Source organism: Flavobacterium terrae (genome assembly GCF_900142035.1).
GTDB lineage: Bacteria > Bacteroidota > Bacteroidia > Flavobacteriales > Flavobacteriaceae > Flavobacterium > Flavobacterium terrae.
Genome location: NZ_FQZI01000002.1, coordinates 690,091 through 716,056, shown reverse-complemented (window position 1 = coordinate 716,056; position 25,966 = coordinate 690,091). Strand labels below are relative to the sequence as shown.

Here is a 25,966-nt window from a genome sequence, read left to right as displayed (position 1 = left end):
TTGGAAAAAATAATTCAATTAGACAGAGATTTATTAGTATACCTTAACGGATTGGGATCAGAAACTTTCGATCCGTTTTGGCTTTTTATAACAAAGCAACTACACCTTACACCGTTATTTTTATTTGTTTTTTATTTGGTCTATAAAAAAGTAGGAGGTAAGAACTTACTTTTAATAATAGTATCAATGGCTGTTTTAATAACGTTTACTGACCAATTTACAAATCTTGTGAAAAATACAGTACAACGCATCAGGCCTTGTAATGATGAAGAGCTTAAAAATATAATAAGAGTTGTAAAAACTGCGGGATCATTCAGTTATTTTTCGGGTCATGCAGCTAGTTCAATGGCATCTACAGTTTTTGTCTTTATGATTTTGAAGAAATACTATAAATATGCAATTTCACTTTTTTTATTTCCTTTAATATTTGCTTACAGCCGAATTTACTTAGGGCTTCACTTTCCAGGAGACATTCTTTCAGGTTATCTTTTTGGGGCGATTTCAGGATTTACTTTTTATAAAATTTACATTGAAGTAAAGAAAAAATATTTACCTCAATTATAATTTATAACTAAGACTAAGCATAAAAACTCTTGGTAAAATGTAAGTTTGCTGTTCTGTTATTAAATAATCCGAAAAAGAATTATTGGTTTTAATTTTATTGTTAAATAAGTTATTAGCAAATACTTCAATTCGCAAAGGACTATTTTTCTTTTGGTAACTCAAAGAAGTGTTGGCAATTTCAAAATAATTATTTTGCTTTGTGCTTGAGTTTTTGAAGTTTTCATATTCAAACTTAAACACAAATGATTTTCTAAAAGGTATTTCTATATCTGCATTAAATTCATTAGTTTCAAATGATGAGTTAGTTTGACTTTTAAATTGATTAAATCCTTTTTTATAACCAATTTCAATATCTGGCCATTTTTTATAAGTTGTTCTAGCTGAAATGCCTAAATTTTGGCTGTTGCGTTGTACCGTGTTGGTTAAGTTGTTTATTTTTTGGATGTATTCAAACCAATTTAGACTTGTTGAAAATTTTATAGTGAAACGATATATCTTTTTCGAAAGCATACCGTAAGCACGCCATGAAGTTTCAGGATTATTTGTCAAAATTGGAGTTGTAAATTGATTAATTCCAGAAAGCTCAATTTCATTTCTTATTGTTTTTGTTTTTTTGTTAAAATTTACAATTGCATTAATCATGATTCCTCTATACATATTTGATTTAGAGTATCTTAAGTTTGCATTGTGAAATTGTTCATTGTTTAATAAGGCATTACCTTTAAATACTAAGTTATAGTTTTGAAGTGTGAACTGGTTTGCATATTGTGAAACTTCTGCAAATGAGTTACTTAATTTGTAGCTAAAATTAATTGACTCTGCTTGGCTAAATTCATAATCACTATTAAATTGAGGTTGAATTAAAAATTTAGATATATGATTACTTGTTTCTTGTTTTGTGTTTAAATCATATTGATGAAAATATACACCAGGTTTATTAGTCCATTTGCCAATTTTAAATTTATATTCAAGCCCTAAATAGATGTCATTTAATGTGTATTTTATTGAGTTTCCAAATCCGTTAGTGCTAAAATCATTTACAGAACCATTGGTTAAAAGTTGCTTTTCATTTGTGTTCAATTTTGATTGATCATAGTTATTTCCAATAACAGAATACAAATGATTAAAGTTGTTTATGATCCAATAATGTTTAAAAAGAGCATCTATGCTTGTATTGTTAACTTTTTTGGTTTGTTCCAAAGTATATTCGACATCATTTTGAAGCGGAATTAATCCTGTTAAAAATGGCTGATTGGTAAACCAATGTGTGAATGGAGTGTTTTTTTCGATAGCATTGTTCATTACAAAAGTAGTCGTGTGATTTTCATTTATACTTTTGTGCCATTCAATGTATTGTTTTAGTGATTGGTTGTCTGCGTTATTTAGACTTTCAAAAAATGAAGAATTATTATTTGAAACAGTGTTTATGTTCGACTTACCCTTGTTGTTGCTTGCTTGCAACTGAATATTGTAAAACCATTTTTCGGTGTTACTTGGAGAATAGTCTAATTTTGTATTTACAATTCCTAAAGTAGATTTTGTTTCTCTTAAATTCGTGCTTTTCTCAAAAGTTATAAAGTTGTTTTGAATATACTGGTTACTGTTGTTAGAAAAACTGCTGGTAAATCCTTTAGAAAAAATTCCGTAGCCAGAAATTGTTGTTTTATTGCTAGCTTCAATACTATAATTTAAGGCACTAAAATTTGATTTGTTGCTCAAAACATCTGTATTGTCAGAGGCAAAATTATATAGGTTAGTAAACGATTTTCTTCCCGATAAAAAACTACTAAAACCACCATCAAATCGCATTAAATCTTCAAAGGTAAAAGTACTTTTACCGATGTTATTACTATCACCAATAAAGCTAAAATTTGTTTTTGGGCTGTAATAAAACAAACCAGCATGGGCTAAATAAAACCCATTGTCATTAGCTATTTCTGCGCCAGCTTCAATGTCGCCAAAAATAAATTTCTTTTTGTTTTCTTTTAGTTTTACGTTCATGGCAAGATCTTCACTGTCCGAAACCTTTTTCATGAATCCTACTTCGTTAAAATGATCTATGACTTCAATTTTGTCTAATGCATCTGCAGGAATATTTTCAACGGCTAGTTTACTACCACCACCAAAAAAAGATTTTCCCTCCACTAGCATTTTAGTCACCTTTTTTCCTTGAACAGTTACTGTTCCTTTCTTATCTACTTCTACTCCAGGAAGTTTTTCAAGGATTTCTTTCATTTTGCGTTCGTTGCCGTTTGCAAAACTTTTAACATTAAATGTCATGGTGTCTTTTTTGATTACAACTGGCTTGTATTCGTGTTTAATGACTATTTCCTTGAGTTGTTGCCCAGTGCTTTTTAAAATGAAATTATGTAAAGTTATAGTTGAATTAGGTTCAATAATGATCACCTCTTCCTTATAGCCTATATAAGAAACAGTCACTTCATATTTTACTTCTTTTTCTAATTCTAAACGATAGCGACCTTTGTTATCTGCTATAGCAAATTTTAGCTGTGCCTCTTTGGTAAAAGGATTGGCAATAATATTAGCGTTTTCTAGCGGTTTGTTTAAGGTGTCAGAAACTATGCCTGTAATGGTTTTGGTTTGAGAAAAACTAAAAAAAGTTGACAATAAAAGAAAAATTAATATACGCATTACATTCCCATTTGTGCTTTTAATTTTTTCTCGTATTCTTCTTGTTTAACAAATTTACCTTTTGGGATTTCGATTTCAATATTTTTTTTAAAATTTAAATTAATCTTATAAGCAGTCAATGTAGTGTATCCATCTTTTATTTCTAATATTAACCCAGGTAAGTTGTTAAATTCTTTAGGGCCAAAATTATAAGGTAATGAAGGAGCAAACCAAGCTGTGATTGTTTTTGTTTTATCTTTTCCATCACGCGCAATGTAATTTATTTTCTGAGTTGCCATATAGCACAAAATACCATCAATCATTTTAGATTCTTTTGTTATTTGCCACTCTGAAATACTGCTATTTTTTTTTACAAGAGTTCCATCATTTTTTTTTATGATTAATTCATTTTCTGTTTTATTAAAAAATATTTCTCCTGTTAATGTGTATATTAAAGCAATGTTTTGAATTCTGTATTCTTGTGATTGTGTGTCTGTTATTTTTTGTTTGGGATCTAAAAAAAAGTGAGATTTTTCATTATTGAATTCTAAAATGAATTCCTGACTTGCTAAATTTTGTTTTATTTTTCTGAACAGGTCTAAACCTGATGTATTTGATGTTTTTTCTGGCTCTGTCAGCCCTATTTCATTTATTTTATAATAAACGATACCTTGATTTTTTTGAGAAAAAAGAGTATTTACAATTATAGAAAATAATATGATTAAAATATTTTTCATGAATTTATTATATTAATAAAGAGGAATCAAAGATTCCTCTTTTAAGTTTTTTAATTTAACATACAGTTATTATATACTGCTTGGTAAACCATTTGAGATTGTTCTTGTGTTAATTCATAAAAGGGATCAGCAAAATAATCAAGAAAATCAGCTGCTACTTGAATGCAATCATCATGTCTTTGTCTTTCTACTTCTTTAGTAGTATTCTCAATATTAACTTCAATCTTTGGTATTTCAATTGTATTTGCCATACTAGTTCCTGCAAAAGCTACCAAAGCGATAGCTGTAAAAAGCATTTTTTTTATTTTTTAGGTTTTAAAATAAAAATTAGTTTTTAGATAAATTATCAATCAAATTTTTCATTCTATCTTCATAAATTTTATTAAACTCTTCTTCTGATATTATTTTTTTATCTACTTTTTTTATTGTCATTTCTTGATTAAGACTTAAATCAATTTTGTTGGCTAAGTATGTAATCCTACCATCTTGTAACTCCAGAATTAATCCAGGTAATCCACCAAATTCTTTTGGGCCATTTTGAAAGGGTAATTTTGGACAATACCAAGCGATAACCTCATATTTTTTTTCTTTTTTTAGTGGTAAACTTTTTTGTTGGGTTGCTTTAAAACATAGATATCCATTTATATATTTGGTTTCATTTATTAGATTCCAATCGTTGTTTAATTTGGTTTTAACATAAAAAACTTCTTGTGAAAAATTAATAATTTTTATAATTTCTAATCTATTTTTTTTTAGAAATTCACTTGTGCCAGCTAAATTTTTAGCTGTTTTATCTACTTTTTCATTAAGGCCTAAATTGTTTATTTGATGATAATATGATTGGTCGTTTTTAATTATGAGTTGATAATTTAATCTTTTAAGTGCTTCATCAACACCTTGAAATCTATTTGAAATCTTACTTTTTTTTACATCATCATTATTTTCAAAAGAACCACCAGTTGGTATTACAGTGTAATTAACTTTGCAGTTGTTTTGTGAAAATAAATTATATGAATTAATGATTAAAAATATAATGATTATTTTTTTATAAAACAGGAGATTGTTTACAATCTCCTGAAATTTCAATTTAAGTTTAATCATTATCTTAGTTTCCAGATAAGCATTCTCCATAGGCTGCATTTGCTTCACTAGTGCAATCTGCCGCATCCATGCCAAGATCTGCGCACTCATCATATGTTTCCATATAAACTTGCATACATGGTTTTGTTCTTATTAGATCTTCTTTTGCATTAACAATACTAGTTCCTGCAAAAGCTACCAAAGCAATAGCTGTAAAAAGCATTTTTTTCATTTTTAAGTTTTTTTAAAATTTATAAAAATTTATTTGTTCGAACTGGACAAAAGTGAAAAAAAAAAAACAAATTTTGAAAGAAAAAGAGTAATAATTATATATTTTTTAACAAGTAAAAAAATAAAAGTTTAGTTTCTAGTATTTTACAAAACTCGACTTACTGTCAAACCATCTCTTATAGGTAATAATACAGTTTCAACTCTTGGATCCTCTTTAAGTAGCTGGTTGTATTCTAAAAGGATTTTAGTGCTTTTGTCATTTGCTTTTACTTCTTCAAGAACTTTACCACTCCACAATACATTGTCTGATAAAATTACACCACCTTTATTCATTAAAGGTGCTATCATGTGAAAGTAATTAATGTAATTTTCTTTATCAGCATCGATAAATACCAAGTCAAACTTTTTATTTAATGTTGGTAGTATATCTAATGCATTTCCTAAATGTTGATGTATTTGATCTGCCCAAGGTGATTGATCAAAGTATTTCTTTTGAAAATCCACCAATTCTTCGTTATTGTCAATAGTATCTAATTCTCCATTATCGGTCAATCCTTCAGCAAGACACAGTGCTGCATAGCCGGTATAGGTTCCAATTTCTAAAATGTTATTTGGTCTAATTAATTTAGAAAGAATACTCAAAACACGACCTTGAAAATGTCCACTTAACATTCTTGGCTGCAATATTTTTTGGTGCGTTTCTTTGTTTAAACGAGCTAATAAATCGGGTTCATTTTCGCTGTGATTTGCAACGTAATTTTCTAAATCTTCTGAAATGAAATGCATATTCTTGAATACTAAAAGTGATACATTAAGCTTATCGAAGTACAAAAGTACAAATACTATAATAAAAAAAGCGAGAAGTTTTATTTCTCGCCTTTTCAACTCTATTTAACCAAACTCTCAATTATTTTATAAACAGGTTGTATAGATTTGGAGTGTTCTATAGTTGGACCTGCAACCCAAACTGTTTTGTAGGTGGCTTGTGTTGCAGCTTTAGTAACAGCATTATTGCCTATCATGAAACGAATAAGCTTTGCCCATTTTTTTAGACGTTTATTAGTATTCAGGAATCGTTCTAGCCAATTTAATTTAGTTCCTATTTTCTGAACATAAGGTGTGTTTATTACAGTACAAGGAGTTCCAGAAATTTTTTCTGTCATTACAATATCTTTAGCGCCATAATCAACACAAGCTTGTTTGTATTCTTGAGAAACATTTGATTCAACAGAAGGAATAAATAAACTGCCTATGGATACACCTATAGCTCCAGCAGCAATCATTCTATCTAAATCTGCTTTGCAACCCACACCACCTGCAGAAATTACAGGCAATGTAGTTTTCTCATCAAGTAATTTAATTAATGCTTCAGGGTCAATATTTCCTCGATGGCCTCCAGCTTGATTGTTTACTGCAATTAAAGCGTCAGCTTTCAAGCTTTCTACTTTTTTTGCAAAACTTAAATCAGTCACATCACAAAAAACTTTAACGCCTGCCTTATGAGCTTCACGAATAGTTTCTTCGGGACTTCCTAAAGAAGTAATGATGAAATCAACTTTTTCCTCACAAAGAACCTGTAATTGGTCTTTGTATTTAATATTGGATTTATTTACGATTAAGTTAAACCCAAAGCTTCCACCTTCAACTTTTGCAGCTTTTAATTCGGCGATTGCAGCTTTTAATTCTTCTAGGGTTCTATAATTTAGTGCTGGTATACAACCTGCAACTCCTGCTTTCATTCCTTCTATCACCATCGCAGTGTTTGAAACCAAAAACATTGGCGCCATGATTACAGGATGTTTAATGTTCAATAACTCTTTTAAATTAGGTTTTGTCATTATTAAATCAATTTTATCAAAGATATAAAAAAATTATATGCGCGCATATAATTTTAATAATATTTCAAATCTTCTTATCGATATTAGGATTTCAGAATTGTTATCTTTGCAGCATGCAAACGGAAAAGAAAGACATACGATCATTATCTAAAGAACAACTTCGTGATTTTTTTGTTGCGAATGGTGATAAAGCATTTCGCGGAAATCAAGTGTATGAGTGGCTTTGGAGTAAAAGCGCTCATAAATTTGAGGATATGACCAATGTTTCAAAACAAACTAGAGAAATGTTGGAAGCTAACTTTGTAATTAACCATATTAAAGTGGATCAAATGCAACGTAGCGAAGACGGAACTGTTAAAAATGCGGTGCGTTTGCATGATGGTTTAGTTGTTGAATCTGTTTTGATACCTACTGAAACTAGGACAACGGCTTGTGTTTCTAGTCAAGTGGGATGTAGTTTGGATTGTAATTTTTGTGCAACAGCTCGATTAAAACGCATGCGTAATCTTGAACCTGGAGAAATTTACGATCAGGTGGCAGCCATTGACTCAGAGAGTCGCTTGTATTATAATCGCCCTTTATCCAATATTGTTTTCATGGGAATGGGTGAGCCGTTGATGAATTATCCAAATGTGATGAAAGCGATTGATAAAATTACATCACCAGAAGGATTAGGAATGTCTCCAAAAAGAATTACCGTTTCAACATCTGGTGTTTCCAAGATGATTAAAAAAATGGCTGATGACGAAGTGAAATTCAAATTGGCGGTTTCATTGCATTCGGCAGTCGAAGAGATACGAAATCAAATTATGCCATTCACAAAAAGTTTTCCTTTACCTGAATTAAGAGAAGCATTGGAGTATTGGTACAAAAAAACCAAAAGTAAGGTGACTTATGAATATGTGGTTTGGAAAGGAATCAATGATGATAAAAAATCAATAGATGCTTTGGTTAAGTTTTGTAAGCATGTGCCATGTAAGGTGAATTTGATTGAATATAATCCAATTGATGATGGTGAGTTTCAGCAAGCTTCGGAGGAATCTATAAACGCTTATATTAAAGCATTAGAATTAAATGATATTATTGTAAAAGTACGCAGGAGTAGAGGAAAAGATATTGATGCTGCTTGTGGTCAATTGGCAAATAAAGAAGCATAAAAAAATCCCGAGATTTCGGGATTTTTTTATTTTTAAAACTAAAATTTAATTCAAAATGATGGTGTATTGAACTCCATTGTGAGTAAATATAGCGGTATTGTCACAATCCCCATTTCCAAAGTCTAAAGTTGAAGTTCCATATCCTTGAAATTGAATAATACCTTTTACAATATTTGGACAATTTAATTTTACAATTAATGGAGAAGTAATTGTACTAGTCATAGACCAGCCAGAAGTAGTTGAATTTGTGTTCCATTGTCCAGTTACGCTGTAAACATTGTCTGTATATTCTGGCGTAGTTTGACCAGCAATAATTTCAGTCGCTCTAGAACCAGTTCTGTGAAATACATTTCCGCTTGGGAATGTTGCTGTAAAATCCATATTCATAACTACGATTGCATGAGTTTCAGGATTTGCTGCAGAAGTACCCCATGAAATTGTAAAAGTTTTATTTCCAACAATTTTAATATTGTTATGATAAAAATTATCAAATTGGTAATTAATAGTATGTGAAGTTGCATTAGGCTGGTAAACAAAAGTAATAATGATTTTTCCTTTTAAAATATTTCCATTTGGTAATGGACATCCAGTAGTTCCAAAGTCAACGGTTTTAGTAATTGTTGTGCCAGGAGTTATTACAGTTCCATAATCAGGAACTCTAGTCATGGTAGCACAATTTGGTGCAAAAGTAGCTTGTTGTGTACTTTTTAATGTGATACCATCTTGGGTTGTTAATTGCTCTTCAATAATAGCAGAAATATCAGATCCAGCTGCATCCATTTTAGCATTCACTTTTGCATCTTCTGCAGTCATGGCCTTATTGTCATTTTCATTATCTTTTGTACAACTGTAGAAAACTACTGATAAAAGTGCTGCAAGAATTAAAATTTTAGTTTTCATAATTTAAGATTTTTTTAAGGTTTTGGGTATTTGACAGTTATAACGTAAAAAGGTTTAAATCAAATATAAAAATATTTTTGAATTATAAAATTTTCAATAGAAATACTATCTTTGGTTTCCGATGGATATTTCTTCGAAAATAAAAAAACCAATACTTCATGAGATGGAGCTTTTTGAAAAAAAGTTTCATTCTTCAATGTCTTCAAAAGTTGCTCTTTTAAATAGGATAACCTATTATATAGTAAACCGTAAAGGAAAACAAATGCGTCCTATGTTTGTTTTTCTTACCGCCAAGATGATTTCGGGAGGTGAAGTTCTAGAGCGTACGTATAGAGGAGCTTTAGTAATCGAATTAATTCATACAGCCACTTTAGTTCATGATGATGTGGTTGATGATAGTAATAGACGTCGTGGTTTCTTCTCAATAAATGCTTTATGGAAAAATAAAATTGCTGTTTTAGTTGGAGATTATTTACTCTCAAAGGGTTTGTTACTATCAATAGATAATGGAGATTTTGATTTGCTTCGAATCATTTCAGTTGCAGTACGAGAAATGAGTGAAGGCGAATTACTTCAAATAGAAAAGGCTAGACGACTGGATATTACAGAAGAAGTATATTACGAAATCATCCGACAAAAAACGGCTACACTTATAGCCGCTTGTTGTTCGCTTGCTGCTTGTTCGGTTAAACCAGATGATTCAGAACTGGTAGAACGCTTGCGAAAATTTGGAGAGCTAATAGGAATGGCTTTTCAAATTAAAGATGATTTGTTTGATTATACAGAAGAAGCTATTGGTAAACCAACAGGAATAGACATCAAAGAGCAAAAAATGACGCTTCCTCTTATCCATGTATTAAATAACTGTACTTCTAAAGAAAAAAGTTGGCTTATAAACTCTATCAAAAATCATAATAAGGATAAAAAGAGAGTTAAAGAAGTTATTGCTTTTGTAAAAAATAATAATGGATTAATTTATGCTGAGAAAAAAATGATAGAATTTCAGCAAGAAGCCCTTAAACTCATAGAATCCTTCCCAGATTCCCCTTATAAAGACTCCCTAGTTTTAATGGTAAATTACGTGATCGAAAGAAAAAAATAATTTTTTTTTATCCATCATGCAACCTTTTTTTATTCATTCTCGTCTATGTAAATAGAAGGGTCAATGTGATATTCCTTATATTAAAATTTGAAGCCAAAATAAAGTGAAAGTTGTCAATTTACATCACGAAGAAAAAAAATTGATCGAGCAAGCTCTTGCAAATAATCGCCATGCTCAACATCAATTATATACTCAGTTCTCTCCCAAAATGTTGGGAGTGTGCAGACAATATATAAAAGATTTGCAACTGGCAGAGGATGTAATGATTACAGCTTTTATGAAAGTCTTTACAAATCTTCAAAATTTTGAGCATAAAGGAAGCTTTGAAGGCTGGATAAGACGAATAATGATTAATGAATGCATCTCTTTTATTAGAGCAAAGAAAGAGGTGAAATTCATGGATGATGAGTCTTTTGTAGAAGATAGTCATAATTCAATAGAAAGTCAGTTGTCTCTCGATGATTTACAGTTCTTAATAGACAATTTGCCCGAAGGTTACAAAATGGTATTTAATTTATATGTGATCGAAGGATTCAAGCATCAAGAAATTGCAAAAATGTTAGGTATTACTGAAGGAACATCAAAATCACAATTGTCAAGAGCAAGAGAAATGCTGCAAACCCAAATCCAAAAACTTAAAAATTACAGTTATGGAACCGAATAAGTTAGAAAATGAGATAAGAGAAAAGTTAGGCAAAAGAGAAATTCAACCTTCTGCTCAAGCTTGGGATAGACTGGACGCAATGCTTTCGGTTCAAGAGAGTAAAGTTGAAAAGAAACCCTTTCCTTGGATGCGAATTGCCGCTGGAATAGTTCTTTTTTTAGGAGTAAGTTATTTTTTCTTGAATTCTAATGAAGAAAAAATACTACAGAATAATTCAAATGTTATTGTAAACAAAGAGGTTAATGAATCTTCAAATGATGAAGTTGGTAAAACGAATATAATAGAATCTAATAAGACAATTATTGATGAAAAGAATTCTTCGGTAGCTTATTCTGAATCAAAATCAAAAGTTGAGGATCAAAATGAAAAAAGAAAAAGATTCAATAATTCAATAAGTAAAGGTTCTTTGCCAATTGAAGAGAATGATTATCAAGTAGCTAATTCAGATAAAAAAAATGATATTAAAAATATTGAGGAAAAAAGCGAACAAAAAATTATTCAAGATAATAACGAAGTAGTGGCTGAAGTAAAAACACCAGCAGAAAAGCCTAAATTAAAAATTGATCCAAGTACGCTGTTAAATCAAGTGGATGGAGAAATTCAGCTTACATTTCGTCAAAAAGTAATGAAAACAGTCACAAAAGGATATAAAGAAGCAAAAGAAGCTGTGGTCAGCAGAAATCAAGAATCATCAATTAATCATTAATCAAAAAACGAACAGTATGAAAAATTTTATTATTTATTTGAGTATTTTAATTTTAGCATCTACCGCTAAAATGTTTGGTCAAGAAACTTTTGAAGAAAAAGCTAGAGCGATTGCTAATCGTATAGAAAAAATAACAAAAGAAGAAAAGGTTTTCCTTAAACTTAGAGTAGAAGAAGTTAATAAAGAACTTGAAAAAGGAACTATCAACAGAGAACAAGCTGATGAAAAGAAATTAAAATTAGCTGAGGCAAGTGCTTTGAAAATAGAAAGTCGTGTAGCTGAGGAGGAAACTAAATTAACAACACTTGTTAAGGAAAAAGTAGAAGGAAGAATTACATATTTAGATACAGTAAATCCAAAAAAACAGGCTTTTAGTGTTATATTTAATAACAAGAAAGATACTGTAAAAGTTTCTGAAAAGAGAACAACATCTCAATTTGTGTTTGCCTTAGGATTGAATAATCTCATAACAAATAATTCAGTTGCGCATTCAGATTTTAGATATTTAGGGTCACATTTTTATGAAATTGGAATTTCGTACAATACTAGAATATTAAAAAATGACAATTTATTGCATTTTAAATATGGATTATCATTTCAACACAACAACTTAAGACCTACAGATAGCCGTTATTTTGTTGAAAATGGAAAGCAAACAAATTTGCAATATTCATCTACAAAGCTGGATGATTCGAGATTTAAAAATTTGAATATTGTATTTCCGTTATATTTAGAGTTTGATTTTTCAGGTAATAAAGATTATAATGATAAACCATTTTTTCAAATACATAAAGGAGTAAGAGTTGGTCTAGGAGGTTTTGCAGGTTTTAATGTAAAAACGAAACAAATTTTAAAGTATGAAGAAAATGGACACGATTATACTCAAAAAGAAAAAGGAAGTTTCAATACTAATGATTTTGTTTACGGACTTGGAGCTTATATCGGGTATAAAGAAACAAGTTTATATGTTAAGTATGATTTAAATCCATTGTTTAAAAATAATACAGTTGATCAAAACAATATTTCTCTAGGAGTACGATTTGATTTTAATTAATTTTATTTGGCATAGTTATTGAAAAGTGTTTCAGAAATGAAACACTTTTTATTATTAATTATAGTTTAACATTAATTTTTGGTATATTAGAAAACTAAAGTTAAATTTGTTTCCCTTGATTAAAAACAAATCACAAATGAGAAAGACACTTTTATTATTGCTGTTAACTTCTGTTGGAGTAGCAAATGCTCAGAAAATGCCTGGAATATATGGCGAAAACAACTGGTTTAATGGCTGGACAAGTTTCAAACCTAAAACTGCTGATTATTCTCCAGCTACTCAAATTTTAACTGGAGTTATCAAAGAAAATACTACTTTATTAAAAAGGAATACTTATTTGCTTATGGGTACTGTTTATGTGCCAAGTGGAGTAACCTTAACAATTGAACCTGGAACGGTAATTAGAGGAGATAGTGACTCGACAGGTACCTTGACTGTTGTTAAAGGTGGGAAAATTATAGCAGAAGGGACTGTAACAGACCCTATTGTTTTTACATCAAATAAATCAGCATCAGACAGAAAAGCTGGTGATTGGGGTGGTGTAATTATTTACGGTGATGCTCCCTTAAATAGACACGGAGGGTTAATTTCTTCAATCTATGATTCAAACCCATTGTATAATGTTTTTGGAGGTAATGATGATAACAGTGATTCTGGAATATTGAAATATGTTCGTATAGAATTTGCTGGTAAAAAAATTGACTCAAAAACGATGCTAAACGGTTTAACTCTAGGAGCAGTTGGTAAAAAGACTAAAGTAGAGTTTGTTCAAATCAGTTTTGCAAAAGATGATGCAATTGAAGTTGTTGGTGGGAACGTAGATTTAAGTAATATCATTTCTTACAGAAATAGTGATGATGATTTCGATTTCTCTATGGGAATTCAAAGTACAGTTAATAACAGTGTTGTAATCAGAAGTCCATTTATTTCAGATAACACTCGTTCTAGAGCTTTCGAAATTGATTCGTATGATAAAGTAGAAAACTTTGATCCAACAAAAAGAAAAACTGTAATTAAACTTAATAATGTTACAATCGTAAATAACGATGATAATAGTGTTGGTTTAGTAAAAGAAGCTATTTCATTAAAATCAGACTCATTTTTAGAAATGAATAAATGTGTGGTTTCAGGATTTGCTAGTTTCCTTGCTTTAGATGATAAATATTTAGAGGCAGATAATTACAAAAAGATTACTGTTAAAGATTGTATAATTGATAGTTGTGTAGAGGCATTTACTAACGAGGCACTATTTAAAAACGATCAAGTTAATAATTGGTTCTTACAACCTAGTATGTTGAATAGAGTTTCAAAAGTAGGTTTGACAAATTTCTTTAAAAGTAATGACGAAAAGAAAAGACCAGATTTTAGATTAAAATAATCAAAATATAAATAATTAAAAGTGCTCTATTTAGAGCACTTTTTGTTTTTATGAAAGTTGTATATTTGACGACATTTAATTCTGATGATTTCCAAAAATACTATAGATACTGTTTTTGAAACTGCCCGTGTAGAGGAGGTTATTGGTGATTTTGTGCAACTCAAACGTGCAGGGACTAATCTTAAAGGACTTAGTCCTTTTTCTGATGAAAAGTCTCCTTCGTTTATGGTTTCTCCCGTAAAACAAATTTGGAAGGACTTTAGTTCGGGTAAAGGAGGTAATGCTGTTACTTTTGTAATGGAACACGAGCATTTCTCGTTTCCTGAAGCTATTCGATATTTAGCAAAAAAATACAATATTGAGATTGAGGAAACGGAAAGAACTTCTGAAGAGCAGCAAGAGGCTTCCGAAAAAGAAAGTATGTATTTGGTTTCTGAATTTGCTCAAAAGTATTTTCAAAACACTATGTATAATACTGATGAAGGTCAGGCTATTGGACTTTCATATTTCAAAGAGCGTGGTTTTACTTCAGATACCATTAAGAAATTTGGATTAGGTTATTCTCCTGAAACTTGGGATGCTTTTACAAAAGAAGCCTTAGGTCAAGGGTATAATTTAGAATACTTAGAAAAAGTAGGATTGACCATCTCAAAAGATGAGAAGCAATTTGATAGATTCAAAGGACGCGTAATGTTTCCTATTCAAAGTATGTCTGGTCGCGTATTAGGTTTTGGAGGCCGAATTTTGACTAATGATAAAAAAGCAGCAAAATATCTTAATTCGCCAGAAAGCGATATTTATCATAAAAGCAAAGTGTTGTATGGTATTTATCATGCAAAACAAGCAATTGTAAAACAGGACAACTGTTTTCTTTGTGAAGGATATACAGATGTAATTCAAATGCATCAAGCAGGAGTTGAGAATGTTGTTTCCTCTTCTGGGACTGCATTGACTTCAGATCAGATCAGGTTAATTAATAGACTTACTAAAAATATTACGGTATTATTTGATGGTGATGCAGCGGGGCTAAGGGCTTCAATACGCGGTATCGATTTGATATTAGAGGAGGGCATGAATGTAAAAGTTTGTACTTTCCCTGAAGGAGAAGATCCAGATAGTTTTGCTCGTAAAACACCACATGAAGAATTGTTAAGATATTTAGACGAAAATGCTAAAGATTTTATTCAGTTCAAAGCCTCTTTATTGATGAAGGATGCTAAAAACGATCCTATCAAGAAAGCTGATCTTATTAGGGATATGGTTATTAGTATTTCTAAAATTCCTGATAGAATAAAAAGAGAAATTTATATTCAAGAGTGTTCTCGTATTATGGAGATTTCAGAAGAAGTTCTTTTTAATACATTGGCACAACTTATGCAAAAAGATATTTCAGAAGCTAATAAGAAATTTGTTCAGGAACAAAAAGCATTTGAAGTTCATAAAAATGAAACAGCTTCTGTTTCTGCTAAAGTTGATATACAATACGAGCTTGAGAAAAAAATTATCCAGATATTGCTTTTGTATGGTGATTTTGAAGAGGATTTTGAAGATTTTTTATGGAAAGCTAACGATGATGGTGAGTTAAAGGAAGTTAGAGAAGTGAACAAATATAAAGTTTTTCAAAGGGTTTATTTAAGTTTGCAGGAAGATGAGGTCGAATTAGCAAACCCTGTTTTTCAATCCATATATAATAATTTAATTGCGTATTTCAATCAAGATAAAAAGTTTGAAATAGAGCAGTATTTAATGCAAGTTTCGCCTGAGCTTTCTCAAGAAGTTACTTCTATTTTAATGGCAGATGAAAAAGATATGCTTCATAACTGGGAAGCAAAGCAGATTTATGTTAAGCTAAAAGATAAAACAGTCTCTCAGTATGTAACCGAAACTATTTTATCATTGAGATGGTTTTTAGTAAATAAAATAATTGAAGAAATAAAAATGTCACTCTCAAATACAATTGAAAGTGACAATTCTGAAAATCTTTCTATGGTGATGGATTACTCTAAACTTATAAATAACTTCTCGGTTAAATTAGGAAGAGTAATGTCACGTTATAGTTAAACAATTTCTAGCGTCTTAGCTTTGTTTACTAAATCTACTAAATTAGTTACATTTAGTTTGGCTAATAGGCGTAATTTGTAAGTACTAATAGTTTTTTCATTAAGATTTAGTGCTTCAGCAACTTCTTTGTTTTTCTTACCGTTAGATAAATAGCGTAATACTTCAATCTCACGGCTTGATAATTTTCTATACAACCTTTCAGATTTAGCCTGTTTAGAAATAAGTGCCATGTTTTTCTTGACAGCTTCACTAAATATTACTGCGCCTCTGTTTACTTTAATGATAGTCGAAGCTAATACATCAAGTTTCTCAGTTTTTTCTACAAACGAAGAAACGCCTGCTTTGATTGCATTTGGAGCATAAATTTGCTCATTTAGATTTGAATAAAGAACAATTTTTACTTTTGGATAATCTTTTAATAGGGCTTTTATGAGATTTATGCTAGAAAGTCCTTCAAGTTCTAAGTCCATAAGTAGGACGTCAATATCCTTGCGTTTTAGCATTTCCTCAACCATATCAAAATTATCAACTATTCCAACTAAGGAAATGTCAGAGTGTTCTTTAAAGTAAGATTTTATGCCATAATGTACAACTGGATGGTTGTCTGCAAGACCTAATTTTACCATAATAAAAACTTTAAATTAAAACTAAAACGAATAGTAAAGATAATTAATATTTTTGTAAATAACTGGGAATCAAGTAATAAATTACTTATAAATTTCTGGTATTTTACAAATAGGAATGGGGTTCATTTTGTGTTGATTTATAGTGTTGAGTTTCTTGTATATTTCAAATACAGTTTTCTCTCTACCGATAAAATCTTCAGCTTTTTTTCCTTGTTCCAATTGTGCCATGGCCCACTCTAATTCTTCATAACTAGCACCTAGTTGATCTTCGTCGCTTCTGTCATCACCAAATAATCCATCAGTTGGTGCTGCTTTTAAAATAGAGTCGGGAACTTGTAAGTAAGATGCTAATTGTCTTACTTCACTTTTTAGCAAATCTGCAATTGGACTAAGGTCAACTCCACCATCACCATATTTTGTAAAAAAACCAACGCCAAAGTCTTCTACCTTATTCCCAGTTCCTGCTACTAAAAGGCCTTGAATTCCTGCTAAATAGTATAAGGTGGTCATGCGTAGACGTGCTCTGGTGTTAGCCAGTGATAGGTTGAGTTTTATCTCATCGTTTGTTTTTGGAATTTCAATTTTCATGCTTTCAAATACAGGAGTTAAATCAACTCTTGTGTCTGTCACATTTGAGAATCTTTTTTTAAGCTGAGCAATATGCTCTTGAGCTCTGTTTACGTGGCTTTCTGCTTGATGAATAGGCATTTCAACACATAAAGTAGTTAGGCCGGTTTGTGCACACAAAGTCGAAGTGAGAGCTGAGTCTATTCCTCCAGAAATTCCCACTACAAATCCATTAACTTTTGCGTTTTCTGCATAAGTTTTGAGCCAATTAACGATATGTAGGTTAACTTTTTCAGTGTCAAGCTGAGTAATTTTTTGCATAGGCATAAATTCTTTTCAAAACGATGTATATTTGCAAATGTAATACTTTTACTCAAAAAAGTATTCAAAAAAACGTAAGAAATAAATTACTGTTATAATTTATGAAGAAATTTGTAGTATTTGCTTTAGCTAGCATAATTTTAACATCTTGTTCAAAAAACGATAAAATAAAAGCAGAGGCAGAAGATATTCCGGTTGCAATTGAAGTTGATCGTTATGACAAAGCTTTTTTTGGCACAAAACCTCAAGATCTGCAAAAACTAAAAGCGAAGTATCCTTATTTTTTTCCAACTAATGTTTCTGATTCGGCAATGATCGAAAAAATGACTAATCCGTTATGGAGAGAACTTTATAAAGAAGTGGAAAAACGTTATGATAACTTTGATTTAGAAAAAGAAGGGATCGAAGATTTATTTAAATACATTAAATTTTATTATCCTAAAACAAGAACGCCTAAAGTTGTGACTTTGATACATGATATGGACCCACAATACAAAGCAATTTATACAGATAGTCTTGTTATTGTATCACTAGAAATGTATTTGGGAAAAAATCATAAATTTTATGAATACCCAGAGTATCTAAAAAAGACTTTTGAGCCTTCTCAAATTTTACCAGACATTGTACAGAGTTTTTCATATGGAAAAGTAAAACCACCCATGGAAAGAGATTTCTTGTCACAAATGATTTATGCTGGTAAGCAATTGTATTTAAAAGATATATTACTACCAGAGTATTCTGACGAAGATAAAATATGTTACACTGCTGATGAAATAAAATGGTGCGAAGAGCATGATGTTGATGTTTGGCGCTTTTTTATCGATGAAAAATTGTTGTATAGTACAGATTCGAAATTATTGCCAAAATTTATCGAACCAGGACCATTTTCTAAATTTGGATTGGTCAATGATAACGAAACACCAGGACGTGTTGGCGCATGGATAGGTTGGCAAATTGTAAGAGCCTTTATGGATAACAATGATATTCCTGCTCAACAAATGTTCTTAATGGATGCAAAAGAAATATTTCAAAAATCTAAATATAAACCTACTAAATAATGGGAATCAATAAAACATCAGATATTAAATTTAAAATAGCATTAGACGAAAATCAAATTCCTGAAAAGTTGTATTGGACAGCAAAAGACGGAGGAATAGAAAATGAAGAGGCTAAAGCAATTATGCTAAATATTTGGGATAGCAAAGCCAAAGAAACGATGCGAATTGATTTATGGACTAAAGATATGCCGGTCGACGAAATGAAAGTATTCTTTCATCAAACATTAGTTGCAATGGCAGATACATTTCAAAGAGCTACGGCCGATGAGAAAATGAGTGACACAATGCGAGATTTTTGTGATTATTTTGCAGAAAAACTAGAGTTAAAAAAAGAAGATTAATAAAAAGAAAGGGTTCTCAACGAGAACCCTTTCTTTTTATACAAAGCTATTGTTTTTAAAAATCTCTTGATTTACAGAATCTATATATTCTAAAACAGCATCTCTACCTGTTGCTTCAAGTGATGAAGTAACAAAATGAGGTGGCATTTCTTCCCAATTGTTAGCCAATAATGATTTTCTGTAAGAGGCTATGCTTTGGTCAATTTTTACACGACTTATTTTATCTGCTTTAGTGAAAATGATGCAAAAAGGCACTTCAATTTCTCCAAGGTAGTTAATGAACTCTAAGTCAATTTTTTGGGCTTCGTGTCTAATATCGATAAGTATAAAGGCGCAAACTAATTGTTCTCTTTTTTCGAAATAATCGGTAATGAATTTTTGAAATACTTCCTTGGTTTTTTTAGAAACACGAGCGTATCCATAACCTGGTAAGTCAACTAGAAACCAGTTATTGTTTATTTTGAAATGGTTTATTAATTGAGTTTTACCCGGTCTCGCAGATGTTTTTGCCAAATTTTTATGATTGGTCAACATGTTAATCAAAGATGATTTTCCTACATTAGACCTTCCTATAAAAGCATATTCGGGCAAGCGATCCAAAGGACATTTGCTCACATCAGAGTTGCTAATAATAAATTCGGCGGTATTGACTTTCATTATTCTTTATGTTCGGCTTTAGTTTCAAGCCATTCTTCTAAAATTTTATTAAACTCATCAGGATGTTCCATCATAGCTGCATGACCACATTTGTCAATCCAGTATAGTGTTGAGTTGGGTAAAAGCTTGTGAAACTCTTCTGCAACATCTGGTGGAGTTACTTTGTCTTGTTTACCCCAAATAATTCCTGTAGGAACATGCATTTTTGGTAAATCTTTTGCCATGTTATGACGAATAGCGCTTTTAGCAATCGTAAGTGTTTTAATCAATTTGATTCGATCATTTACTGTTGCATATACATCATCAATAATTTCTGGAGTAGCAACTTCGGGGTTGTAAAAAACATCTTGAGCTTTTTTCTTGATGTATTCATAATCGCCTCGCTTAGGATAACTATCTCCCATAGCACTTTCATATAAACCTGAACTTCCGGTTATAACTAAACCACAAACTCTTTCAGGATACATCTTTGTAAAATATAAAGCAATGTGACCTCCAAGTGAGTTTCCAACAAGTATTACTCGATTAAAACCCTTGTGATTAATGAAGTTTTTAACATATATTGCAAACGATTTTACATTCGTTTTTAAAATGTTTTGAGAGTATAAAGGTAATTGAGGAATTACAACTTTATAGCCTTTGCTTGGGAAGTAGTTTGCAACTCCGTCAAAATTGCTCAATCCGCCCATTAATCCATGTAAAATAATAATGGGTGTTCCTTCACCAGCTTCAAAATATTCGTATTTACCGTCTTTTATTAAGTTACTCACTTTGGTTTTTTGATATTGTTTATTACGCAAATATAGGATTAAAAAGTCAAATACGTTTTTTAGAATAATTTTCAATTTTTATGTTGATAAGTTAAGTGTTTAGTAATCAGCCAAATGATTGGATTAGCGTCACTGTCTTTTTTGAAAAAAAATCAAAAAAGCATTTTAAAAAGAGTATTTTATTGCGAATAATTTCTTAAAAAGAAAAAATTACACAAAAAAATATCTTAAAGTTAAAAAAAGACTCTTTTTAGAAAAGTTTCTTTTTGAATAGAAAATGGTAAAACTTATCAACAAAGTGGTAATTTGTGGTAAAATGTGGTAAATTATTTTCTACATTTGTACAGTATCATACAAAAATTGTAACTACTTGAATACCATTGTTGGAACATATGAATGTAAGGCTGATTCTAAGGGAAGGTTAATGTTGCCTGTCGCTTTGAAAAATCAGTTGAATTCATCTTTGCAAGAAGGCTTCGTTTTAAAACGATCGGTTTTTCAGCAATGTTTGGAGTTGTATCCCATGGCAGAATGGAATGTAATGATGCAAAAAATAAACAAACTGAATCGATTTAATAAAAAACATAACGATTTCATCCGTCGATTTACTGTAGGGGTTAGAATGGTGGAGATTGATTCGACAGGGAGATTGTTAGTTCCTAAAGATTTGGCTGTTTTTGCATCTATTAATAGCAGTGTTGTGTTGTCATCGGCAATAAACATAATTGAGATTTGGGATAAAGATTTGTATGAAAAAGCGGTTGATGATTCAGATATAGATTTTGCAGATTTGGCTGAAGAAGTAATGGGTAATAATGATGACGACAATGGAATATCATAATCCAGTTTTATTAAAAGAGACAGTTGATGGTTTAAATATTAAACCTGACGGTGTTTATGTTGATGTTACATTTGGTGGTGGTGGGCACTCGAGAGAAATACTATCTCGATTAGGCGCTAATGGAAAATTGTTTGCTTTTGATCAAGATGAAGATGCATGGCAAAATGAAATTGATGACCCAAGATTTGTGTTAATAAAAGAAAATTTTAGATATATAAAGAGGTTCTTACGATTTAATGGTGTTAAAACCGTTGATGGAATTTTAGGTGATTTAGGGGTTTCTTCGCATCAGTTTGATGTGCCGGAAAGAGGTTTTTCGACTCGATTTGATGCGGAACTTGATATGAGAATGAGTAAGCGAAATGAGTTAAGTGCCTACAGAGTTGTGAATGAATACGATGATAAAAATTTACGCCGTATTTTTTTAGAATATGGAGAGCTTAAAAATGCAGCAGCGCTTGCAAGAACAATTGTTGAAGAAAGAGAAAAAGAAGCTATAGTTAATACTGAGGATTTAAAGCAAGTTTTGAGTAGATTTTTACCAGGGCATAAAGCCAATAAAATTTTAGCTCAAATATATCAAGCAATCCGAATAGAGGTAAATCAAGAGATGGAAGTTCTTAAGGAGTTTTTGGAACAAACAAATGAGCTTTTAAATTCTGGAGGTAGATTGAGTGTTATATCTTATCATTCCCTAGAGGACAGGTTGGTGAAAAGATATATTAAGAATGGAATGTTTGAAGGTGAACCAGAGAGAGATATGTTTGGAAGATATGAGGTTCCTTTTAAAAATATAGGAAAGTTAATTGTTCCGTCAGATGAGGAAATAGCAATTAATAATCGAGCTCGAAGTGCTAAACTAAGAATCGCTGAAAAATTATGAAAAACAAGTTTTACAGCATATTAAAAGCAAGGTTTTTAGTCAATGAGGATGCAACAAAAAATTGGGGATTCATTGTCTTTTTAATTTTCCTAGCAATCATAATGATTGCAAATACACATAGTTATGAAGGAAAAGTATACAAAATTGCTGAGTTAACTAATGAAGTAAAAGAATTAAGATCTGAGTTTGTTGATAGAAGATCAGAATTAATGAAAATAAAAATGGAATCGACAGTAGCGCAAGAAATGATTGAAAAAGAAATTTTCCCATCGTCTGTTCCTCCAAAAAAAATAAAAGTAGCAAAAGAAAAATCAGCTTGGGATAAGCTATGGCAGTAGAAAATAGAAACATATTAAATCGTATCTATATTGTTGCATTGATTGTTTTAATCATGGTAACGGCTGTGGGTGTTAAACTTACTAATATACAGTGGGTAGAAGGTGAGTATTACCGCAAGCTGGCAAAAGAAAGAACAATTAAAAACTTTGTTATTCCGGCAAATAGAGGTAATGTGTATTCTTCAGATGGAAGTTTATTGGCTACGTCAATTCCAGAATATACAATTCGATTTGATGCTTTGGCGCCATCACAAGAAAATTTTGACAATCACATAGAACAATTGTCTGACTCTTTGCATAAGTTACTAAAAAACAAGTCAGCATATACTTATTTAAATGAGTTTAGAAAAGCTAGAGCAAATAAAAACAGATATTTTTTAGTAGCCCGTGATTTAAGTTATACACAGTATATGACTATTAAAGGTTTTCCGCTTTTTAGTCTTGGAGCATATAAAGGTGGAATGATTACTGAACAAAAAACTGTCCGTGAACATCCAATTGGAAAAATTGCAAAGAGAACTATTGGTTATGAAAGATATGATGAAAACGGAAAATTATTGCCTGTAGGTATCGAAGGGGCTTTTGGAAAATATCTTAATGGAACAGATGGCAGAATTTTAAAGCAGAAAATTGCCAAAGGACAATGGAAACCTATTCATGATAATTATGAGGTTGAGCCAAGAGATGGATATGACATAGTGTCTACCATTGATGTTTATGTACAAGATATAGCCCATCATGCTTTGTTAAAACAACTACAAGATTATGAAGCAGATCATGGATGTGTTGTAGTAATGGAAACAAAAACAGGAGCTGTAAAAGCTATTTCGAATTTAGGAAGAGCCACTGATGGATCATATTATGAAACCATTAATTATGCTGTGGGAGAATCACATGAGCCTGGATCTACATTTAAACTAATAGATTTAATTGCTCTTATTGATGATGAAAAAATAGATACTGGGAAAGTTTACGATTCTAAAGGCGGAGATATTGTTTACAAAGGGCGTCACGTACGTGATTCTCATGAAGGCGGTTACGGAAAGATTTCATTGGCCCGAGGATTTGAGGTTTCGTCAAATACAGTTTTAGTTCAAGCAGTTTACGAAAATTATAAAGATAACCCAAAACAGTTTGTTGATAGAATTAATAGTCTTGGTTTAAATAAACCACTGGGATTACCATTTAAGGGAGAGGGAACTCCTAAAATACCACAACCTGGTCAAAATGGCTGGAGTGGGATTTCCCTGCCTTGGATGGCATTTGGATATGGAGTTTCAGTAACACCGTTGCAAACATTAGCATTATATAATGCTGTGGCTAACAATGGAGAAATGGTTAAACCAATTTTCGTGCAAGAGGTTAAAGAATGGAATAAGACAATTAAAAAATTTGATAAGCAAGTAATAAATCCGAGTATTTGTTCAGAAGAAACTTTGAAGAAAGTGCAAGCGGTTCTAAAAAATGTAGTTAAAAAGGGAACTGGCTCTAAATTGTATTCTAAAGATTTTTCGATGGCGGGTAAAACAGGAACTGCACAGGTAAATTATCATAAAGGAGATGAACACATGTATTATGCTTCTTCTTTTGTTGGGTATTTTCCTGCCGAAAATCCTAAGTATTCTTGTATAGTGGTGGTTCATAAACCCAATACATTAAAAAATAATTATTATGGAGCAGATGTTGCTGGACCAGTTTTTAAAAGAATTGCACAAAAAGTATTTACAGATGTTCCTTCAACAAACGAGATAAAAAATCTTAAGAAAAAGTTTAAAGATCAAGAAGGTAATTATTATGCATACAATGCAAAATTAAACAAGAAGCCTTCGGTTATACCCAACTTAAAAGGAATGGCAGGGATGGATGCAGTAGCATTACTTGAAAATTTAGAAATGAAAGTAAAAGTTATAGGGATTGGTAAAGTTAAAAAGCAATCTATATTACCTGGTCAGCCAATTATTAAAAACAACACCATAATACTTGAATTATCATAATGAAGCTTAAAGACGTTTTATATAAGGTAGCGATAGAGGCTGTACATGGTTCGACAGATGTTGAAATCAGTGCTATTCATTTCGATTCTAGAAAAATTGAAAAGGATGATGTTTTTGTGGCTATTAAAGGAACTGTTTCAGATGGTCATGAGTTCATTGATAAAGCAATTTCATTAGGTGCTTCAGTGGTTGTTTGTCAAGATTTACCAAATAATTTGTTATCGCAAATTGTATATGTTGTGGTGAAAGATACAAATGATGCATTGGCTCATTTAGCAAATAATTATTACGACAATCCATCTTCTAAATTACAACTAATTGGTGTAACTGGAACAAACGGTAAAACTACAATAGCATCTCTTTTATATCAGTTGTTTAAAAAAGCAGGTTATAAAGTAGGTTTGCTTTCGACTGTGAAAATTTTAGTTGATGAAATAGAATATAAAGCTACTCATACTACTCCAGACTCTTTAACGATCAATTATTACATCAATGAAATGGTTCAAGCTGGCTGTGAGTATTGTTTCATGGAAGTGAGTTCTCATGGTATTCATCAAAAAAGAACCGAAGCACTTGAATTTAAAGGAGGAGTTTTTACAAATCTTTCTCACGATCATTTAGACTATCACCCAACGTTTGCCGAGTATAGAGATGTAAAAAAATCATTTTTTGATCATTTACCAAAATCAGCATTTGCTCTAACAAATATTGATGATAAAAATGGTGCGGTTATGATTCAGAATACTCAGGCTAAAAAGTTGTCATATGCACTAAAAACTTATGCTGATTATAAAGCAGTGATTTTAGAAAATCAATTGTCCGGATTACAGCTTAAAATTAATGAGCAAGAAGTTTGGACACGTTTAATAGGGAACTTTAATGCGTATAATCTATTGGCAATTTACGGAGTTGCTATAGAATTAGGAATCGAAAAAATTGAAGCACTTCGTTTGCTTTCTGAGCTAGAAAGTGTTTCTGGGAGATTTCAATATATCGTTTCAGCTCAAAAAATTACAGCCGTTGTAGATTATGCTCATACGCCTGATGCTTTAGAAAATGTATTGAATACAATCAATGATATAAGAACTAAAAATGAAAAACTAATAACTATTGTAGGTTGCGGAGGAGATAGAGATAGAACTAAAAGACCTATAATGGCTAAGATCGCAACAGAACTTAGTGATAAAGTAGTCATCACTTCTGATAATCCAAGAACGGAAGATCCTCAAGCGATTATTGATGAAATGGAAGCAGGAATTAGTCCTGAAAATTTCAAAAAATACGTTTCGATTTTAGATAGAAAACAAGCTATTAAAACGGCTTGTCAAATGGCAGAAACCAATGATATAATAGTAATCGCTGGTAAAGGTCATGAAACTTATCAAGAAATTAACGGTGTTCGCCATGATTTTGACGATATGAAAATAGTAAAAGAAATATTAGAGCAACTTAACAAATAACCATAGA

Annotated in this window: 27 protein-coding genes; 15 read left to right on the top strand and 12 right to left on the bottom strand. The window is 31.1% G+C overall.

All coding sequences use genetic code 11. The features are described 5' to 3' along the window. The gene (locus BUC09_RS07575; RefSeq protein WP_073310212.1) at positions 1-564 is read left to right on the top strand and encodes a phosphatase PAP2 family protein; all 564 of its coding nucleotides are present in this window, start codon (positions 1-3) and stop codon (positions 562-564) included. Here the strand turns inward: BUC09_RS07575 and BUC09_RS07570 are convergent. From BUC09_RS07570 to BUC09_RS07540, 7 genes are all read right to left on the bottom strand, one after another. Then, positions 559-3,216, bottom strand: a complete 2,658-nt coding sequence (locus tag BUC09_RS07570) for a carboxypeptidase regulatory-like domain-containing protein (protein ID WP_073310210.1) — start codon at positions 3,214-3,216, stop codon at positions 559-561. The genes BUC09_RS07575 and BUC09_RS07570 overlap by 6 nt on opposite strands. Then, positions 3,216-3,932: a GLPGLI family protein gene (locus BUC09_RS07565; protein WP_073310209.1), complete on the bottom strand. Its 717-nt coding sequence runs from the start codon at positions 3,930-3,932 to the stop codon at positions 3,216-3,218. The genes BUC09_RS07570 and BUC09_RS07565 overlap by 1 nt, the downstream gene beginning before the upstream one ends. A 50-nt stretch (positions 3,933-3,982) precedes the next feature. Continuing rightward, positions 3,983-4,228, bottom strand: a complete 246-nt coding sequence (locus BUC09_RS07560; RefSeq protein WP_073310207.1) for a hypothetical protein — start codon at positions 4,226-4,228, stop codon at positions 3,983-3,985. Positions 4,229-4,259: 31 nt separating this feature from the next. Continuing rightward, on the bottom strand, positions 4,260-5,033 hold the full coding sequence (locus BUC09_RS07555; RefSeq protein ID WP_234972529.1) for a GLPGLI family protein: 774 nt from the start codon (positions 5,031-5,033) through the stop codon (positions 4,260-4,262). Between the two features lie 4 nt (positions 5,034-5,037). Then, on the bottom strand, positions 5,038-5,244 hold the full coding sequence (locus BUC09_RS14660) for a hypothetical protein (RefSeq protein ID WP_073310203.1): 207 nt from the start codon (positions 5,242-5,244) through the stop codon (positions 5,038-5,040). Positions 5,245-5,387: 143 nt separating this feature from the next. Beyond that, positions 5,388-6,029 (bottom strand): O-methyltransferase, encoded by a 642-nt coding sequence (locus tag BUC09_RS07545; RefSeq protein ID WP_073310201.1) that lies wholly within the window; start codon positions 6,027-6,029, stop codon positions 5,388-5,390. A gap of 101 nt (positions 6,030-6,130) precedes the next feature. Beyond that, complete coding sequence (locus BUC09_RS07540) at positions 6,131-7,081, bottom strand: NAD(P)H-dependent flavin oxidoreductase (protein WP_073310199.1); 951 nt, start codon at positions 7,079-7,081, stop codon at positions 6,131-6,133. A gap of 113 nt (positions 7,082-7,194) precedes the next feature. Here BUC09_RS07540 and rlmN point away from each other — a divergent pair, with 113 nt between their 5' ends. After that, positions 7,195-8,238, top strand: coding sequence for a dual-specificity RNA methyltransferase RlmN (rlmN, locus tag BUC09_RS07535; RefSeq protein ID WP_073310197.1), 1,044 nt, complete (start codon positions 7,195-7,197; stop codon positions 8,236-8,238). 45 nt (positions 8,239-8,283) lie between these two features. Here rlmN and BUC09_RS07530 read toward each other — a convergent pair whose 3' ends face one another. Further along, positions 8,284-9,138 carry a hypothetical protein gene (locus tag BUC09_RS07530; protein ID WP_073310195.1) on the bottom strand — a complete coding sequence of 285 codons (855 nt, stop codon included), beginning with the start codon at positions 9,136-9,138 and terminating at the stop codon, positions 8,284-8,286. 121 nt (positions 9,139-9,259) lie between these two features. On the opposite strand from BUC09_RS07530, the gene BUC09_RS07525 reads away from it, so the two are divergent. The 6 genes from BUC09_RS07525 to dnaG all read left to right on the top strand — a co-directional run bounded on the left by BUC09_RS07525 (position 9,260) and on the right by dnaG (position 16,103). Next, positions 9,260-10,240 carry a polyprenyl synthetase family protein gene (locus BUC09_RS07525; protein WP_073310193.1) on the top strand — a complete coding sequence of 327 codons (981 nt, stop codon included), beginning with the start codon at positions 9,260-9,262 and terminating at the stop codon, positions 10,238-10,240. 103 nt (positions 10,241-10,343) lie between these two features. Beyond that, positions 10,344-10,904, top strand: coding sequence for an RNA polymerase sigma factor (locus BUC09_RS07520; protein WP_073310191.1), 561 nt, complete (start codon positions 10,344-10,346; stop codon positions 10,902-10,904). Beyond that, on the top strand, positions 10,891-11,610 hold the full coding sequence (locus BUC09_RS07515) for a hypothetical protein (protein WP_073310189.1): 720 nt from the start codon (positions 10,891-10,893) through the stop codon (positions 11,608-11,610). The genes BUC09_RS07520 and BUC09_RS07515 overlap by 14 nt, the downstream gene beginning before the upstream one ends. 16 nt (positions 11,611-11,626) lie before the next feature. Beyond that, positions 11,627-12,664: a hypothetical protein gene (locus BUC09_RS07510; protein ID WP_073310187.1), complete on the top strand. Its 1,038-nt coding sequence runs from the start codon at positions 11,627-11,629 to the stop codon at positions 12,662-12,664. 136 nt (positions 12,665-12,800) lie between these two features. Next, positions 12,801-14,042, top strand: a complete 1,242-nt coding sequence (locus BUC09_RS07505) for a hypothetical protein (protein WP_073310184.1) — start codon at positions 12,801-12,803, stop codon at positions 14,040-14,042. A gap of 84 nt (positions 14,043-14,126) precedes the next feature. Further along, positions 14,127-16,103 carry a DNA primase gene (gene dnaG / locus BUC09_RS07500; RefSeq protein WP_073310182.1) on the top strand — a complete coding sequence of 659 codons (1,977 nt, stop codon included), beginning with the start codon at positions 14,127-14,129 and terminating at the stop codon, positions 16,101-16,103. Here dnaG and BUC09_RS07495 read toward each other — a convergent pair. Together BUC09_RS07495 and nadE are read right to left on the bottom strand one after the other, a co-directional pair. Continuing rightward, positions 16,100-16,729, bottom strand: a complete 630-nt coding sequence (locus BUC09_RS07495; RefSeq protein WP_073310180.1) for a response regulator transcription factor — start codon at positions 16,727-16,729, stop codon at positions 16,100-16,102. The two genes, dnaG and BUC09_RS07495, sit on opposite strands and share 4 nt — an antisense overlap. Before the next feature lie 81 nt (positions 16,730-16,810). Further along, positions 16,811-17,617, bottom strand: coding sequence for an NAD(+) synthase (nadE, locus tag BUC09_RS07490; RefSeq protein ID WP_073310410.1), 807 nt, complete (start codon positions 17,615-17,617; stop codon positions 16,811-16,813). A 101-nt stretch (positions 17,618-17,718) separates the two neighbouring features. On the opposite strand from nadE, the gene gldB reads away from it, so the two are divergent. Together gldB and gldC are read left to right on the top strand one after the other, a co-directional pair. Then, entirely contained in the window at positions 17,719-18,675 is a 957-nt protein-coding gene (gene gldB / locus BUC09_RS07485) for a gliding motility lipoprotein GldB (RefSeq protein ID WP_073310178.1), read from the top strand. Then, positions 18,675-19,016 carry a gliding motility protein GldC gene (gldC, locus tag BUC09_RS07480; RefSeq protein WP_073310176.1) on the top strand — a complete coding sequence of 114 codons (342 nt, stop codon included), beginning with the start codon at positions 18,675-18,677 and terminating at the stop codon, positions 19,014-19,016. The genes gldB and gldC overlap by 1 nt, the downstream gene beginning before the upstream one ends. 36 nt (positions 19,017-19,052) lie before the next feature. Here the strand turns inward: gldC and yihA are convergent, their stop codons facing one another. Continuing rightward, positions 19,053-19,673 (bottom strand): ribosome biogenesis GTP-binding protein YihA/YsxC, encoded by a 621-nt coding sequence (gene yihA, locus BUC09_RS07475; RefSeq protein WP_073310174.1) that lies wholly within the window; start codon positions 19,671-19,673, stop codon positions 19,053-19,055. After that, a complete protein-coding gene (locus tag BUC09_RS07470) occupies positions 19,673-20,443 on the bottom strand; it encodes an alpha/beta fold hydrolase (protein WP_073310407.1) in 771 nt (256 codons plus the stop codon). The genes yihA and BUC09_RS07470 overlap by 1 nt, the downstream gene beginning before the upstream one ends. Positions 20,444-20,813: 370 nt before the next feature. On the opposite strand from BUC09_RS07470, the gene mraZ reads away from it, so the two are divergent. Genes mraZ through BUC09_RS07445 form a run of 5 tightly spaced genes read left to right on the top strand, consistent with a single transcriptional unit; the run spans position 20,814 to position 25,959 of the window. Then, the gene (gene mraZ / locus BUC09_RS07465; protein WP_073310172.1) at positions 20,814-21,284 is read left to right on the top strand and encodes a division/cell wall cluster transcriptional repressor MraZ; all 471 of its coding nucleotides are present in this window, start codon (positions 20,814-20,816) and stop codon (positions 21,282-21,284) included. After that, on the top strand, positions 21,259-22,167 hold the full coding sequence (rsmH, locus tag BUC09_RS07460) for a 16S rRNA (cytosine(1402)-N(4))-methyltransferase RsmH (protein ID WP_200778477.1): 909 nt from the start codon (positions 21,259-21,261) through the stop codon (positions 22,165-22,167). The genes mraZ and rsmH overlap by 26 nt, the downstream gene beginning before the upstream one ends. After that, positions 22,164-22,505, top strand: a complete 342-nt coding sequence (locus tag BUC09_RS07455) for an FtsL-like putative cell division protein (RefSeq protein WP_073310168.1) — start codon at positions 22,164-22,166, stop codon at positions 22,503-22,505. Before rsmH ends, BUC09_RS07455 begins: the two co-directional genes overlap by 4 nt. Then, positions 22,496-24,499 carry a penicillin-binding protein gene (locus BUC09_RS07450; protein ID WP_073310166.1) on the top strand — a complete coding sequence of 668 codons (2,004 nt, stop codon included), beginning with the start codon at positions 22,496-22,498 and terminating at the stop codon, positions 24,497-24,499. Before BUC09_RS07455 ends, BUC09_RS07450 begins: the two co-directional genes overlap by 10 nt. Then, positions 24,499-25,959: a UDP-N-acetylmuramoyl-L-alanyl-D-glutamate--2,6-diaminopimelate ligase gene (locus tag BUC09_RS07445; RefSeq protein WP_073310164.1), complete on the top strand. Its 1,461-nt coding sequence runs from the start codon at positions 24,499-24,501 to the stop codon at positions 25,957-25,959. The genes BUC09_RS07450 and BUC09_RS07445 overlap by 1 nt, the downstream gene beginning before the upstream one ends. Positions 25,960-25,966: the final 7 nt, after the last annotated feature.

What these genes read in the sequence shown, in the direction of transcription:
- BUC09_RS07445 (WP_073310164.1), top strand. Translation starts at nt 24,499, where the DNA reads ATGAAGCTTAAAGACGTTTTATATAAGGTAGCGATAGAGGCTGTACAT.
- BUC09_RS07505 (WP_073310184.1), top strand. Translation starts at nt 12,801, where the DNA reads ATGAGAAAGACACTTTTATTATTGCTGTTAACTTCTGTTGGAGTAGCA.
- BUC09_RS07450 (WP_073310166.1), top strand. Translation starts at nt 22,496, where the DNA reads ATGGCAGTAGAAAATAGAAACATATTAAATCGTATCTATATTGTTGCA.
- BUC09_RS07555 (WP_234972529.1), bottom strand. Translation starts at nt 5,033, where the DNA reads ATGATTAAACTTAAATTGAAATTTCAGGAGATTGTAAACAATCTCCTG.
- BUC09_RS07495 (WP_073310180.1), bottom strand. Translation starts at nt 16,729, where the DNA reads ATGGTAAAATTAGGTCTTGCAGACAACCATCCAGTTGTACATTATGGC.
- rsmH (WP_200778477.1), top strand. Translation starts at nt 21,259, where the DNA reads ATGATGACGACAATGGAATATCATAATCCAGTTTTATTAAAAGAGACA.
- BUC09_RS07570 (WP_073310210.1), bottom strand. Translation starts at nt 3,216, where the DNA reads ATGCGTATATTAATTTTTCTTTTATTGTCAACTTTTTTTAGTTTTTCT.
- dnaG (WP_073310182.1), top strand. Translation starts at nt 14,127, where the DNA reads ATGATTTCCAAAAATACTATAGATACTGTTTTTGAAACTGCCCGTGTA.
- BUC09_RS07560 (WP_073310207.1), bottom strand. Translation starts at nt 4,228, where the DNA reads ATGCTTTTTACAGCTATCGCTTTGGTAGCTTTTGCAGGAACTAGTATG.
- rlmN (WP_073310197.1), top strand. Translation starts at nt 7,195, where the DNA reads ATGCAAACGGAAAAGAAAGACATACGATCATTATCTAAAGAACAACTT.
- BUC09_RS07545 (WP_073310201.1), bottom strand. Translation starts at nt 6,029, where the DNA reads ATGCATTTCATTTCAGAAGATTTAGAAAATTACGTTGCAAATCACAGC.
- gldB (WP_073310178.1), top strand. Translation starts at nt 17,719, where the DNA reads ATGAAGAAATTTGTAGTATTTGCTTTAGCTAGCATAATTTTAACATCT.
- BUC09_RS07530 (WP_073310195.1), bottom strand. Translation starts at nt 9,138, where the DNA reads ATGAAAACTAAAATTTTAATTCTTGCAGCACTTTTATCAGTAGTTTTC.
- BUC09_RS07510 (WP_073310187.1), top strand. Translation starts at nt 11,627, where the DNA reads ATGAAAAATTTTATTATTTATTTGAGTATTTTAATTTTAGCATCTACC.
- BUC09_RS14660 (WP_073310203.1), bottom strand. Translation starts at nt 5,244, where the DNA reads ATGAAAAAAATGCTTTTTACAGCTATTGCTTTGGTAGCTTTTGCAGGA.
- BUC09_RS07525 (WP_073310193.1), top strand. Translation starts at nt 9,260, where the DNA reads ATGGATATTTCTTCGAAAATAAAAAAACCAATACTTCATGAGATGGAG.
- BUC09_RS07565 (WP_073310209.1), bottom strand. Translation starts at nt 3,932, where the DNA reads ATGAAAAATATTTTAATCATATTATTTTCTATAATTGTAAATACTCTT.
- BUC09_RS07455 (WP_073310168.1), top strand. Translation starts at nt 22,164, where the DNA reads ATGAAAAACAAGTTTTACAGCATATTAAAAGCAAGGTTTTTAGTCAAT.
- BUC09_RS07540 (WP_073310199.1), bottom strand. Translation starts at nt 7,081, where the DNA reads ATGACAAAACCTAATTTAAAAGAGTTATTGAACATTAAACATCCTGTA.
- nadE (WP_073310410.1), bottom strand. Translation starts at nt 17,617, where the DNA reads ATGCAAAAAATTACTCAGCTTGACACTGAAAAAGTTAACCTACATATC.
- BUC09_RS07515 (WP_073310189.1), top strand. Translation starts at nt 10,891, where the DNA reads ATGGAACCGAATAAGTTAGAAAATGAGATAAGAGAAAAGTTAGGCAAA.
- yihA (WP_073310174.1), bottom strand. Translation starts at nt 19,673, where the DNA reads ATGAAAGTCAATACCGCCGAATTTATTATTAGCAACTCTGATGTGAGC.
- gldC (WP_073310176.1), top strand. Translation starts at nt 18,675, where the DNA reads ATGGGAATCAATAAAACATCAGATATTAAATTTAAAATAGCATTAGAC.